Origin of the sequence: Pseudomonas sp. BN515 (genome assembly GCF_029873155.1) — a bacterium.
Taxonomy (GTDB): Bacteria; Pseudomonadota; Gammaproteobacteria; order Pseudomonadales; family Pseudomonadaceae; genus Metapseudomonas.
In genome coordinates this window covers 13,714-25,353 of record NZ_SSOH01000024.1, presented here as the reverse complement: position 1 = coordinate 25,353, position 11,640 = coordinate 13,714, and the positions used below count along the sequence as shown (strand labels likewise).

The 11,640-nt window shown below is 65.0% G+C and carries 14 protein-coding genes; 12 read left to right on the top strand and 2 right to left on the bottom strand.

What is annotated here, in order from left to right; all coding sequences use genetic code 11:
- Nucleotides 1–95 precede the first annotated feature (95 nt).
- From ccmA to E8E91_RS06155, 11 genes are all read left to right on the top strand, one after another.
- The gene (ccmA, locus tag E8E91_RS06205; protein WP_280375109.1) at nucleotides 96–749 is read left to right on the top strand and encodes a cytochrome c biogenesis heme-transporting ATPase CcmA; all 654 of its coding nucleotides are present in this window, start codon (nucleotides 96–98) and stop codon (nucleotides 747–749) included.
- Nucleotides 746–1,417, top strand: a complete 672-nt coding sequence (ccmB, locus tag E8E91_RS06200; RefSeq protein ID WP_028626578.1) for a heme exporter protein CcmB — start codon at nucleotides 746–748, stop codon at nucleotides 1,415–1,417. Before ccmA ends, ccmB begins: the two co-directional genes overlap by 4 nt.
- 72 nt (nucleotides 1,418–1,489) lie before the next feature.
- The gene (locus E8E91_RS06195) at nucleotides 1,490–2,242 is read left to right on the top strand and encodes a heme ABC transporter permease (RefSeq protein WP_280369344.1); all 753 of its coding nucleotides are present in this window, start codon (nucleotides 1,490–1,492) and stop codon (nucleotides 2,240–2,242) included.
- Entirely contained in the window at nucleotides 2,242–2,418 is a 177-nt protein-coding gene (gene ccmD, locus E8E91_RS06190) for a heme exporter protein CcmD (RefSeq protein WP_151132657.1), read from the top strand. Before E8E91_RS06195 ends, ccmD begins: the two co-directional genes overlap by 1 nt.
- On the top strand, nucleotides 2,415–2,861 hold the full coding sequence (gene ccmE / locus E8E91_RS06185) for a cytochrome c maturation protein CcmE (protein ID WP_190830097.1): 447 nt from the start codon (nucleotides 2,415–2,417) through the stop codon (nucleotides 2,859–2,861). Before ccmD ends, ccmE begins: the two co-directional genes overlap by 4 nt.
- Nucleotides 2,862–2,865: 4 nt before the next feature.
- A complete protein-coding gene (locus E8E91_RS06180; protein WP_280375029.1) occupies nucleotides 2,866–4,839 on the top strand; it encodes a heme lyase CcmF/NrfE family subunit in 1,974 nt (657 codons plus the stop codon).
- On the top strand, nucleotides 4,836–5,372 hold the full coding sequence (locus E8E91_RS06175) for a DsbE family thiol:disulfide interchange protein (protein WP_280369339.1): 537 nt from the start codon (nucleotides 4,836–4,838) through the stop codon (nucleotides 5,370–5,372). Before E8E91_RS06180 ends, E8E91_RS06175 begins: the two co-directional genes overlap by 4 nt.
- The gene (locus E8E91_RS06170) at nucleotides 5,369–5,857 is read left to right on the top strand and encodes a cytochrome c-type biogenesis protein CcmH (protein WP_280375028.1); all 489 of its coding nucleotides are present in this window, start codon (nucleotides 5,369–5,371) and stop codon (nucleotides 5,855–5,857) included. Before E8E91_RS06175 ends, E8E91_RS06170 begins: the two co-directional genes overlap by 4 nt.
- On the top strand, nucleotides 5,854–7,065 hold the full coding sequence (gene ccmI, locus E8E91_RS06165; protein WP_151132662.1) for a c-type cytochrome biogenesis protein CcmI: 1,212 nt from the start codon (nucleotides 5,854–5,856) through the stop codon (nucleotides 7,063–7,065). The genes E8E91_RS06170 and ccmI overlap by 4 nt, the downstream gene beginning before the upstream one ends.
- Nucleotides 7,062–7,508, top strand: a complete 447-nt coding sequence (locus E8E91_RS06160; RefSeq protein ID WP_280375027.1) for a hypothetical protein — start codon at nucleotides 7,062–7,064, stop codon at nucleotides 7,506–7,508. The genes ccmI and E8E91_RS06160 overlap by 4 nt, the downstream gene beginning before the upstream one ends.
- 314 nt (nucleotides 7,509–7,822) lie before the next feature.
- Nucleotides 7,823–8,359, top strand: a complete 537-nt coding sequence (locus E8E91_RS06155) for a DUF4124 domain-containing protein (RefSeq protein WP_280375026.1) — start codon at nucleotides 7,823–7,825, stop codon at nucleotides 8,357–8,359.
- Nucleotides 8,360–8,393: 34 nt separating this feature from the next.
- Here the strand turns inward: E8E91_RS06155 and E8E91_RS06150 are convergent, their stop codons facing one another.
- Complete coding sequence (locus E8E91_RS06150; protein ID WP_280375025.1) at nucleotides 8,394–9,044, bottom strand: hypothetical protein; 651 nt, start codon at nucleotides 9,042–9,044, stop codon at nucleotides 8,394–8,396.
- A 219-nt stretch (nucleotides 9,045–9,263) separates the two neighbouring features.
- The gene (locus E8E91_RS06145; RefSeq protein WP_280375024.1) at nucleotides 9,264–10,067 is read right to left on the bottom strand and encodes a helix-turn-helix transcriptional regulator; all 804 of its coding nucleotides are present in this window, start codon (nucleotides 10,065–10,067) and stop codon (nucleotides 9,264–9,266) included.
- Nucleotides 10,068–10,275: 208 nt separating this feature from the next.
- Between E8E91_RS06145 and E8E91_RS06140 the strand changes: the two genes are divergently transcribed.
- Nucleotides 10,276–11,640 (top strand): APC family permease, encoded by a 1,365-nt coding sequence (locus E8E91_RS06140; protein ID WP_280369322.1) that lies wholly within the window; start codon nucleotides 10,276–10,278, stop codon nucleotides 11,638–11,640.

Sequence of the window (11,640 nt, the reverse complement as noted above, 5' to 3'; positions counted from 1 at the left end):
GTGGGGGTTGGCATGTATAATGCCGCCCCGTCCGGGCCGGCTGCGAGCCTTGGAGTTCCCCAGTATAGCGGCCGGCACCTCCCTGACTTGAATACATCCCGGGTACCCATGCCGTGACCAGTCCCTATCTCGAGACCGTGGCCCTCGCCTGCGAGCGGGACTGGCGTCTGCTGTTCGAGCGGCTGGACCTGCAATTGGCCCGGGGCGAGATGCTCCAGGTCGCCGGCCCCAATGGCAGCGGCAAGACCAGTCTGCTGCGCCTGCTCTGCGGCCTGATGCAGCCTACCGCCGGGGAAGTCCGCCTGAACGGCAAGCCGCTGGCCAGCCAGCGCAGCGAACTGGCGCGCAATCTCCTGTGGATTGGCCATGCCGCCGGCATCAAGGGATTGCTGACCCCGGAGGAAAACCTCCGCTGGCTCTGCGCCCTGCACCAGCCCGCCGAGCGCGACGCCATCTGGCGGGCGTTGGAGGCCGTGGGGCTGCGCGGTTTCGAGGACGTGCCCTGTCACACCCTGTCCGCCGGCCAGCAGCGTCGTGTCGCCCTGGCACGCCTGTACCTGGACGCGCCGCCCCTGTGGATTCTCGACGAACCCTTCACCGCCCTCGACAAGCAGGGCGTCTCCCAGCTCGAAGCGCATCTTGCGGCGCACTGCGAGCAGGGCGGTCTGGTGGTCTTCACCACCCACCACACCATGGGTCAGGTGCCCGCCGGTTATCGTGAACTTGACCTGGGGCAGCGCCGCGCATGAGTAACGTCTTCACCCTGCTGGTCGCCCGCGAAGCTCGCCTGCTGGTACGCCGTCCGGCGGAATTGGCCAACCCGCTGGTGTTCTTCGCCATAGTGGTCGCATTGTTCCCGCTGGCCGTTGGTCCCGAGACCCAATTGTTGCAAAGCCTTTCTCCCGGTCTGGTCTGGGTGGCAGCCCTGTTGGCCGTGCTGCTCTCGCTGGACGGGCTTTTCCGCAGTGATTTCGAGGACGGTTCCCTCGAACAGTGGGTCGTTTCGCCGCACCCCCTGCCGCTTCTGGTCCTGGCCAAGGTGCTGGCACACTGGCTTTTTTCCGGATTGGCCCTCGTATTGCTGGCGCCGCTGCTGGCGCTGATGCTCGGTTTGCCTGCGCGTTGCCTGCCGGTGCTGCTGCTCTCGCTGCTGCTCGGTACCCCGGTGTTGAGCCTGCTGGGCGCCGTCGGCGCCGCACTGACCGTAGGGCTCAAGCGTGGTGGCCTGCTGCTGGCGCTGTTGATCCTGCCGCTGTACATCCCGGTGCTGATTCTCGGCAGCGGGGCGTTGCAGGCGGCCCTGCAAGGACTGCCGACCGTCGGCCACCTGTTGTGGCTGGCGAGTCTCACCGCCCTGGCGGTGACCCTGACACCCTTTGCCATTGCCGCCGGCCTGACCATCAGCGTCGGTGAATAAGAAATAGAGTTGCCTGACCATGAGAAAGCTGTCGATGTCCGAACAGGCTCAAGCGCCGAGCGGGTGGTCCCGATGAACTGGACCTGGTTCCATAAGCTTGGCTCGCCGAAATGGTTCTACGAGATCAGCGGCCGCTGGCTGCCCTGGCTCGCCTGGGGTGCTGTGATCCTGATCGCCGTCGGCCTGGTCTGGGGCCTGGCCTTCGCGCCGCCGGACTACCAGCAGGGCAACAGCTTCCGCATCATCTATATCCACGTGCCGGCGGCCTTCCTCGCGCAGTCCTGCTACATCATGCTCGCCGTGTGCGGCGTGGTTGGCCTGGTCTGGAAGATGAAAATCGCCGACGTCGCCCTGCAGGCCGCCGCGCCCATCGGCGCCTGGATGACCTTCGTTGCGCTGGTCACCGGCGCCATCTGGGGCAAGCCGACCTGGGGCGCCTGGTGGGTGTGGGATGCCCGACTGACGTCGATGCTCATCCTCCTTTTCCTGTACTTCGGTGTGATTGCCCTCGGCCAGGCGATCAGCAATCGTGACAGTGCCGCCAAGGCCTGTGCGGTGCTGGCCATCGTCGGCGTGATCAACATCCCGATCATCAAGTACTCGGTGGAGTGGTGGAACACCCTGCACCAGCCGGCCACCTTCAAGATCACCGAGAAACCGGCCATGCCCGCGGAAATGTGGGTGCCGCTGCTGATCATGGTGCTCGGCTTCTACTGCTTCTTCGGCGCCGTGACGCTGATGCGCATGCGCCTGGAAGTGCTCAAGCGCGAGTCCCGCGCCAGCTGGGCCAAGGCCGAGATTCAGGCACAAGTGGGTAAGGTCTGATGAGTTTTTCTTCCTTCACCGATTTTCTCGCCATGGGCAACCATGGCCTGTATGTCTGGACCGCCTATGGCATCAGCCTGGTGGTTCTGGCCATCAACGTCGCCATGCCGCTGATCGCGCGGCGCCGTTACCTGCAAGACGAGGCGCGCCGTCTGCGCCGGGAGGAGTCGAAGTGAATCCGGTTCGCAAGAAGCGCCTGTACATCATCCTGGCCATCCTGGCCGGTGTGGGAGTCGCCGTGGCGTTGGCGCTGTCCGCGCTGCAGCAGAACATCAACCTGTTCTACACCCCCACCCAGATCGCCAACGGCGAAGCCCCCCAGGACACCCGCATCCGCGCCGGTGGCATGGTGGAAAAGGGCTCGGTGCAGCGCAGTGGTGACTCCCTGGACGTGCAGTTCGTGGTGACCGACTTCGCCAAGAGCGTGACCATCCGCTATCACGGCATCCTTCCTGACCTGTTCCGTGAGGGGCAGGGCATCGTCGCCCTCGGCAAGCTGAATGGCGATGGCGTGCTGGTGGCTGACGAAGTGCTGGCCAAGCACGACGAGAACTACATGCCGCCGGAAGTGACCAAGGCCCTCAAGGAAAGCGGCCAGCTCCCCAAGAAAGAGGGTTGATTCGATGATTCCCGAACTCGGCCACCTGGCCCTGATTCTTGCCTTGTGCATGGCTGTCGTGCAGGCGACCTTGCCGCTGATTGGCGCCTGGCGCGGTGATCGCCAGTGGATGAGCCTGGCCCAGCCGGCCGCCTGGGGGCAGTTCGCCTTCCTGGCCTTCGCCTTCGGCTGCCTGACCTACGCCTTCATGGCGGACGACTTCTCCGTCGCCTACGTGGCCAGCAACTCCAACAGTGCGCTGCCCTGGTACTACAAGTTCAGCGCCGTGTGGGGTGCCCACGAGGGTTCGCTGCTGCTCTGGGCGCTGATCCTCGGCGGCTGGACCTTCGCCGTGTCGATCTTCTCCCGGCAGTTGCCGGAAGTGATGCTGGCCCGCGTGCTGGCCGTGATGGGCATGATCAGCATCGGCTTCCTGCTGTTCCTGATCATCACCTCCAACCCGTTCAACCGCCTGCTGCCGAACATGCCGGCCGACGGCAACGACCTCAACCCGCTGCTGCAGGACTTCGGCCTGATCGTCCACCCGCCGATGCTCTACATGGGTTACGTGGGCTTCTCGGTAGCCTTCGCCTTTGCCATCGCCGCACTGCTCGGCGGCCGCCTCGACGCCGCCTGGGCGCGCTGGTCGCGGCCGTGGACCATCATCGCCTGGGCCTTCCTCAGCGTCGGTATCGTGCTTGGCTCCTGGTGGGCCTACTACGAACTGGGCTGGGGCGGCTGGTGGTTCTGGGACCCGGTGGAAAACGCGTCCTTCATGCCCTGGCTGGTCGGCACCGCGCTGATCCACTCACTGGCGGTGACCGAGAAGCGCGGCGTGTTCAAGAGCTGGACCGTGCTGCTGGCCATCGCGGCCTTCTCCCTGAGCCTGCTGGGTACCTTCCTGGTCCGTTCCGGCGTGCTGACGTCGGTGCACGCGTTCGCCTCCGATCCGGAGCGCGGCGTGTTCATCCTGGCCTTCCTGCTGCTGGTGGTGGGTGGTTCCCTGGCGTTGTTCGCCGTGCGTGCGCCGGTGGTCAAGAGCCAGGTGGGCTTCGCCCTCTGGTCCCGCGAGACCCTGCTGCTGGTGAACAACCTGGTGCTGGTGGTGGCGGCCTCGATGATCCTGCTGGGTACCCTCTACCCGCTGGTGCTGGATGCCCTGTCCGGCGCCAAGCTGTCAGTCGGCCCGCCGTATTTCAACGCCCTGTTCCTGCCGCTGATGGCCGTGCTCATGCTGGCCCTGGCCGTCGGCGTGCTGGTGCGCTGGAAAGACACCCCGCTGAAGTGGCTGTTGGGCATGCTCGGCCCGGTCCTGATCGGCAGCCTGCTGCTCGGTGGGCTGGCCACCTTCCTCTTCGGCGACTTCCACTGGGCGGTGCTGGCCGTGGGCGCGCTGTCTGCCTGGGTGGTGCTGGCCGGTGTTCGCGACTTCATCGACAAGACCCGCCACAAGGGCATGCTCAAAGGTGCCGCTGGCATGACCCGCAGCTACTGGGGCATGCAGCTGGCCCACGCCGGTATCGCCGTCTGCGCCTTGGGCGTCGTGCTTTCCAGCCAGTACAGCGCCGAACGTGACCTGCGCCTGGCGCCGGGCGAGGCGGTGGAACTGGGGGGCTACCGCTTCCTCTTCGAAGGCGCGGAGCACCACGAAGGCCCGAACTTCACCTCCGACAAGGGCACGGTGATCGTCTTCGACGGTGACAAGCAGATTTCCGTGCTGCATCCGGAAAAGCGCCTCTACACCGTGCAGCAATCGGTCATGACCGAGGCTGGCATCGAAGCCGGCTTCACCCGCGACCTCTACGTCGCCCTCGGCGAACCCCTGGGCGATGGCGCCTGGGCGGTGCGAGTGCATGTGAAACCCTTCGTCCGCTGGATCTGGCTGGGCGGCCTGCTGATGGGCCTTGGCGGCCTGCTGGCGGCCTTCGACCGGCGCTACCGGGTGAAGGTGAAGACCCGCGTCCGCGAGGCGCTGGGCATGGCTGGAGCCCAAGCATGAAGCGTCTGATCCTCGTCCTGCCCCTGGTGGGCTTCCTCGCCATCGCGGTGTTCCTCTATCGCGGGCTGTTCCTCGATCCGGCCGAACTGCCCTCGGCGCTGATCGACAAGCCGTTCCCGGCCTTCTCGCTGCCCAGCGTCACTGGGGAGCGCACGCTCACCGAGGCCGACCTCAAGGGCAAGCCGGCGCTGGTCAACGTCTGGGGCACCTGGTGCGTGTCCTGCCGCGTGGAGCACCCGGTGCTGAACAAGCTGTCGCAGATGGGCGTGACCATCTATGGCGTCAACTACAAGGACGACAACGCTGCCGCGCTGAAATGGCTGAAGGAGTTCCACAACCCCTACCAGCTGGACATCCGTGACGAGCAGGGCAGCCTCGGCCTGAACCTGGGCGTCTACGGCGCACCGGAGACCTTCCTGATCGACAAGGACGGCATCATTCGCCACAAGTTCGTCGGCGTGATCGACGACACCGTCTGGCGCGAGCAGCTGGCGCCGCTGTACCAGTCCCTGGTGGATGAGGTCGGCAAATGAAGCGCCTGATCGCCGCCGCGCTGCTGGGCCTGGCCCTGACCGGCATCGCCCGGGCTGCCATCGATACCTACGAGTTCAAGGATGAGGCCGAGCGCGAGCGCTTCCGTGTCCTGACCGAGGAACTGCGCTGCCCGAAGTGCCAGAACCAGAATATCGCCGACTCCAACGCGCCCATTGCCACTGACCTGCGCCGGGAAATCTTCCGCATGCTGGAAGAGGGCAAGAGCAACGACGAAATCGTCGACTTCCTGGTGGCCCGCTATGGCGATTTCGTGCGCTACAAGCCGCCGGTCAACACCCGCACGCTGCTGCTCTGGTACGGCCCCGCGGGCCTGCTGGTAGGCGGCCTGGTGGTGCTGGGCATTATCGTCGTGCGCCGTCGCCGGGTAGAGAACAGCCCGGCCCAGGTACTGCTTTCCGCCGATGAGCAGGCGCGCCTCGACGCCCTGCTGAATTCCGAGAACCAGGACAAGAAAGACTCATGATCGATTTCTGGCTCGCCGCCGGCCTGCTCCTGCTGGTCGCCCTGGCCTTCCTGCTGATTCCCGTGCTGCGCGGCCGCAAGGCCCAGACCGAGGAAGACCGCACCTCCCTCAACGTCGCCCTCTACCAGGAGCGCCTGGACGAACTGGAGTCCCAGCGCGCCGCCGGCACCCTCACCGCCGAGCAGTTCGATGCCGGCCGCGCCGAGGCTGCCCGTGAACTGCTGGCCGATACCGAGGGCGCCGACAATGGCCGTACCTCGCGCCTGGGCAAGGCCCTGCCGCTGCTGGCCGCCATCATCGTGCCGGCGCTGGGCTTCGGCCTGTACCTGCACTGGGGCGCCAGCGACAAGGTGGAGCTGGCCCGCGAGCTGCGCGAGCAACCGCGCAGCATCGAGGAAATGACCTCGCGCCTCGAGCGTGTGGTCGAGGCGCAGCCGGAGTCCGCCGAGGGCTGGTACTTCCTGGGACGTACCTACATGGCGCAGGACCGCGCCGCTGATGCCGCCCGCGCCTACGAGCAGGCGGTCAAGCGTGGCGGCCGCGAACCCGAGCTGCTGGGCCAGTGGGCACAGGCGCTGTACTTCGCCAGCCAGAAGAAGCTGACCCCCGAGGTCAAGGCGCTGACCGAGGAAGCGCTGAAGGCCGATCCCAACGAGATCACCAGCCTTGGTCTGCTGGGCATCGCCGGCTTCGAGGAAGGCCGCTACCAGGATGCGATCACCTATTGGGAGCGTCTGATCGGTCAGCTGCCGGTGGACGATCCTTCCCGTGGCGCCCTGCAGGGCGGCATCGACAAGGCCCGCGAGAAGCTGAAGGAAAGCGGTGTGGCAGTCGAAGAACCCAAGGCCGCCCCTGCACCGGCCGGTGCCCAGCTCAAGGTCCGTGTGGACCTGGCCGCCGACCTGAAGGACAAGGTGCAGCCTGACGACAGCGTATTCATCTTCGCCCGCGCTACCTCTGGCCCGCCCATGCCGCTGGCGGTCAAGCGCATGACCGTCGCCGACCTGCCGGTGGAAGTCAGCCTGAGCGACGCGGATGCCATGATGCCGCAGCTCAAGCTCTCCAACTTCCCGCAGGTGCAACTGGTCGCCCGGATCTCCCGTAGTGGCAATGCGACCGCAGGTGAATGGATAGGAAGCAGTTCGCCGCTGTCTACTGGTTCGTCGGATACCCAACGACTGACCATCGACAGCCCGGACAAGAAATGACCACCCACACCGCACTCCCGGCAGCGCCGAGCCCCCGCTTCGGCCTGCCCCTGATCTGCCTCCTTCTCACCCTGGCCGGCTGCGCCGGTCAGGGCCCGTACCAGGAACCCGGCGAACCCGACTGGGAACCTTCCCGCAAGCCGCCTGCGGTCCAGACCCCTCCGCCGCAGAATCGCCCGATGCCGCCGGCCGAGCCGCAACCGCCGAAGCAGGCTCCGCGCATGAAGGCCCACCCGCGCTTTGCGCCGCCGCCGGGTGGCAATTGCTACTGGGACACGGGCCTCGGTGTCTATGTGCTCGAGGGCCAGCGCAACGTCTTCTACCGCGAGCGCGTCTACTACCGCTGGGACAACGGCTGGAGCTATTCCAACAGTCCCCAGGGGCCCTGGCAGCCTACCGATTCCAGTGGCGTTCCAGCGGGCCTGGGACGGCATTTCCGCTGATCCTTCCATGACGGGGCGGGCCTGCGGCCCGCTTCGCCCGTAACGGTTCGCCCCCGAGCACAAGGTCGACCTCCTTGGCTCGGTCTGGGCCGTAGGGTGCGCTGCGCGCACCGATTCCGGGATCTGCTTCGGCACCCCGTCACACGGCTGGTGCGCACGGCGCACCCTACCGGATCGTGCCCAGGCATTCAGATCGTCACAGGCAAAGCCGGTGACTCATGAGCACGACCTCAGGTGCAAATGAAATGCCTCCGGTTGCCCCTGCCGTTGGCCTTCTGTAGCGTGCTGGCATTCCGCCATCTCGGAGGTCACGGATGCTGCCCCGTTTCGCGTTTGCCACTCTTGCGTTGCTGTTGTCCCAGTCCCTTGCCGCCCAGGTCTACCAATGGCGCGATGCCGATGGGAAGGTGCATTTCACTGACACGCCACCGCCGCAGAGCCACGCGGTGGAGAGCGATCATCAGCGGATTGAGAGCCTGAACGCCGCATCGCTTGCGCAGCCCGAGGCCATCGCACAAGTGCCCGAGTTCAATACCAACCAGCTCCACGACAAGGGCACGCAGCAGTGCTCCGCCGCCATCGCACGCATGCCTACGCTGATCAACGACACGCAGAAGCTTGGTCGCGATGCGGTACGCAAGCAGAAGATCAGCCAGAACCAGCTCGACAACGCGATGTACAAGATGGACGACTTCTACAAGGGCCTGAAGCGTAACGAGCGCGAGTGCGTGAACGACTACGTGGCCAGCGAGAAGAGCCGGACGTCCATCGACTGCCTGGCTGACACGCCCGATGTGCTCGCTTTCGGTCAGTGCATGCAGTTTGCGGAGTGGACGGAGACGTTCCGATAAGTTGCCGGGGCGCATGAGCGCCCCGACGCGAGACTCACTGGTGGTCGGGAAGGGAGGTGCTGACGGCGTCTGCCCGGCTGCGCTTGCGGGCCAGGGCGACCAGCAAACGCATGACGCCATAGCCGGCGATGATCAGCAGCGGATAGGCCGCCATCAGTTCGGCCAGGCTGTACTTCCACGCCAGTGGCCGCCCCACACCGAGCAATGCCGCGTAGAACCAGGACACTGCCGAAACCGTGCCCGCGAACAGCGTCAGGCTGCGCACAGCGGGCTGCAGAGCCAGCAGTGAGCCGGCGCGTGCCAGGGCGGGCAGTACGGCGCGATGCAGCAACATGCCATTGAGGGTCAGCAGTGCAACGATCAGGACCTTGGCCTGCAGCTTGGGATTGAGCAGGTAGGTCCAGCCCTTCACGGACATGTCCAGCAGGATGATGGCGGCGCCCGTCACCCAGAGCACCAGCAGGGCCAGGGAAATGGTGCGTTGCAGGGATTCCAGGTGGGACGGCTGGCAATGAGCGGAGTCGTCGCCTCGCAGCAGTTGCCTTGCCATGGCGAAGTCGCTGGTGACCACCAGGCCAACGGCCACGCAGCAGGCGATCAGGTGCATGTAGACGACCGCCAGGCGAACCAGTTCGAGGTTGGCCTCCTGCTTCAGCAGAGCAGTGACCAGGTGAAAGAATTCCATGCTTTGTCTCTTGTTCTATGAAATCGCTATCCCCGTCCCGCGTCTGGAGAAACGCGGGCTGCTGCGGGTCATAATCGAGAATCATTACCGCAGGGGCGGCGATGTTATTTGTAAATAATTATTAGAGTCAAATGAATATAGGATGACGATCGTTCCAACTTGTGCTTGCGGGGATGAGCGAGCGTTGGCCTGGGGACGCGTCGGAAACACTCCAGTGGATCAGGGATTCTGCGGATCGTGGCCAAGGGCCTGGATGAACAGCGAGAACAGCTCCGGCTGGGACGAGATGTCCAGCTTGGCGTAGAGATGGCGGCGATGGACCTTCACCGTTTCCGGGGAAATGGACAGTCGCTCGGCCATCGCCTTGGAGGAATAACCCCGCAGGATCAGCCGGGCGATCTCCAGCTCCCGCTCCGATAACACCCCCGCGCCGAACTGGCTCAGCGCATCGCGCACCTGCGAGGCCATGTCGTTCGGGCGTGGTGATTGCGTCACCTGCATGCACTGCTGCCAGTGCTGCCCCATCAGCGCCAGTACCCAGCTCGACAGCAGTCCCAGCATCCCGCACTCCTCGGTGCCGAAGGGCCGGCGCATGCCCAACGAGAGCGACAGGTTGCCCAGGCCCGGTAGTTGGAGGATGAACTGCACTTCGTCCCCCAGCACATTGTCGTGGAAGTAGTTCAGGTAGTACTCGCTCTGGCGGAAGTGATCCGGGGCGATCTCTTCCAATCGGTAGAAGCCGCTGGGCAGGCCTTCGCGGCAGGCCTGGTAGAAGGGATCAAGCAGGTAGAGGCCATCCAGGTAGATGGGCATGGACGCCGGGCCGGCCTGGGGCTCGGTGTCGTACTCCTCCAGGGGCTGTGGCGCGCCGCCGGCGGGGTAGAAGGTGGCCAGGGCATTGTCGAACGGCAGGCAATAGTGAAGCAGCAGGATCAGTTGCTTCCAGAAGCGGTCGCCGCCGATCTGCTCGATGGTGCGACCCAGGCTGGCGTGGAGGGCCGCTTCCCTGAACAGACTGTCCATCCGGTTCTCCGATTTCGTGGTGGGGGCAGGGGGACACAAGCTTGGCTGATCCGGGGCGGCCATCGTCAAGTGGCGTACTCCAATAGGGTGATTGGCGCTGCGCGGTGCGCTGTCGAGAATCGCCCCACAACCACAGCGTCCCAATTCGGCGACACACGTCGCCGTTTCCTACTGCCTCAACTGCCAATAACAATCAGAGGATCAGGATATGACCGCGTCCACCCCGGAGAACGGGGTGCTCCAGCCCAGGCTGAGCACCACCGATGTCGTCGCCATCACGGTTTCCAGCGTTACCCCCGCCAGTTCGGTTTTCGTCATCGCCCCTTTCGCCATTCAGCAGGCCGGCAGTGGTGCGTTCCTGTCGTTCGTACTGGCTGCCGTGTTGGCCCTGATGTTCGCCTGGTGCTATGCGGAACTGGGTCGCGCCCACAAGTCCGCCGGTGGCGAGTACGTCTATGCCAAGCGCGTATTCGGCGGTATGGCGGGCTATGCGACCTTCCTCATGGTGCTGGCGATGCTGCTGTTCATTCCGCCCGTGCTGGCTACCGGGGCGGCGACCTACCTGAACGTCGCCCTCGGAACCGAGCTCGACTCACAACTCGTGGCCCTGGTGGTCGTGGCGGCCAGCTACCTGCTGGGCATCCTCAATATCAAGCTCAATGCCTGGGTCACCGGTGCCTGTTTGCTGCTGGAAGTGGCGGCTTTGCTGGTCATCGTCGCGTTGGGCTTCGGCAATGCCACGCAGCCCGCCAGCGTGCTGCTGCATCCGCAGGTCGTGGAGAACGGCGTGATGGGGGCCGCCCCGATGGCGCTGGTGCTGGGGGCCGTCGGCATGGCGCTGTTTTCCTACAATGGTTTCGGTGGTGCGGTGCTCATGGCCGAGGACATGAAGTGCGGCGGTCGTGGCGTACCCCGGGCAGTGTTCTGGTCATTGCTGCTGGTGGTGGCCATCGAGCTGATTCCGCTGACCGCCCTCCTCATCGGCGCACCTTCGCTCCAGGAGATGATCGCCAGCCCCGACCCCATCGGTTACCTGCTGTCGAGCCACGGCAACGAGACGCTGTCCCGACTGGTCAGCGCCGGCATTTTCCTCTCGGTGTTCAATGCCATCATCGCCATCGTCATCCAGATCGGCCGTGTGATCTTCAGCAGCGGCCGCGACGAGCTGTGGATGCCGGCCCTGAACCGGGCCTTCACCCGTATCCACCCTCGTTGGGAGTCGCCGTGGCTGGCCACACTGTTCCTGGCGGTCCCTTCGGCGCTTCTCAGCTTCAGTTCCAACCTGGCGGAAATGACGTCCTTCACCGTGCTGCTGATTCTCATGGTGTATCTGATCATCGCCCTCTGCGCGCTGTTCAGCCGCGCACTGCGGCGCGACGTGGAGCACAGCTATCGCATGCCGCTTTGGCCGGTACCGGCGCTGCTCGCGGTCATCGGAGCGGGCTATCTGCTGCTCAACCTCGTGTTGGAAGCCTCCATGCAGGACCTTTCGATCATCTTCGGGCTGCTGGCCGTATCGATCCTTCTTTACGGGACCTACGGCAAGCTCAGCCCGGCCTTCCAGAAACTCTAA

Bases quoted from the DNA above. Each gene is read 5' to 3' on its own strand.
- E8E91_RS06180 (WP_280375029.1), top strand. From the start codon at position 2,866: ATGATTCCCGAACTCGGCCACCTGGCCCTGATTCTTGCCTTGTGCATG.
- E8E91_RS06145 (WP_280375024.1), bottom strand. From the start codon at position 10,067: ATGGACAGTCTGTTCAGGGAAGCGGCCCTCCACGCCAGCCTGGGTCGC.
- E8E91_RS06175 (WP_280369339.1), top strand. From the start codon at position 4,836: ATGAAGCGTCTGATCCTCGTCCTGCCCCTGGTGGGCTTCCTCGCCATC.
- E8E91_RS06140 (WP_280369322.1), top strand. From the start codon at position 10,276: ATGACCGCGTCCACCCCGGAGAACGGGGTGCTCCAGCCCAGGCTGAGC.
- E8E91_RS06150 (WP_280375025.1), bottom strand. From the start codon at position 9,044: ATGGAATTCTTTCACCTGGTCACTGCTCTGCTGAAGCAGGAGGCCAAC.
- E8E91_RS06155 (WP_280375026.1), top strand. From the start codon at position 7,823: ATGCTGCCCCGTTTCGCGTTTGCCACTCTTGCGTTGCTGTTGTCCCAG.
- E8E91_RS06160 (WP_280375027.1), top strand. From the start codon at position 7,062: ATGACCACCCACACCGCACTCCCGGCAGCGCCGAGCCCCCGCTTCGGC.
- ccmD (WP_151132657.1), top strand. From the start codon at position 2,242: ATGAGTTTTTCTTCCTTCACCGATTTTCTCGCCATGGGCAACCATGGC.
- E8E91_RS06170 (WP_280375028.1), top strand. From the start codon at position 5,369: ATGAAGCGCCTGATCGCCGCCGCGCTGCTGGGCCTGGCCCTGACCGGC.
- ccmI (WP_151132662.1), top strand. From the start codon at position 5,854: ATGATCGATTTCTGGCTCGCCGCCGGCCTGCTCCTGCTGGTCGCCCTG.
- E8E91_RS06195 (WP_280369344.1), top strand. From the start codon at position 1,490: ATGAACTGGACCTGGTTCCATAAGCTTGGCTCGCCGAAATGGTTCTAC.
- ccmB (WP_028626578.1), top strand. From the start codon at position 746: ATGAGTAACGTCTTCACCCTGCTGGTCGCCCGCGAAGCTCGCCTGCTG.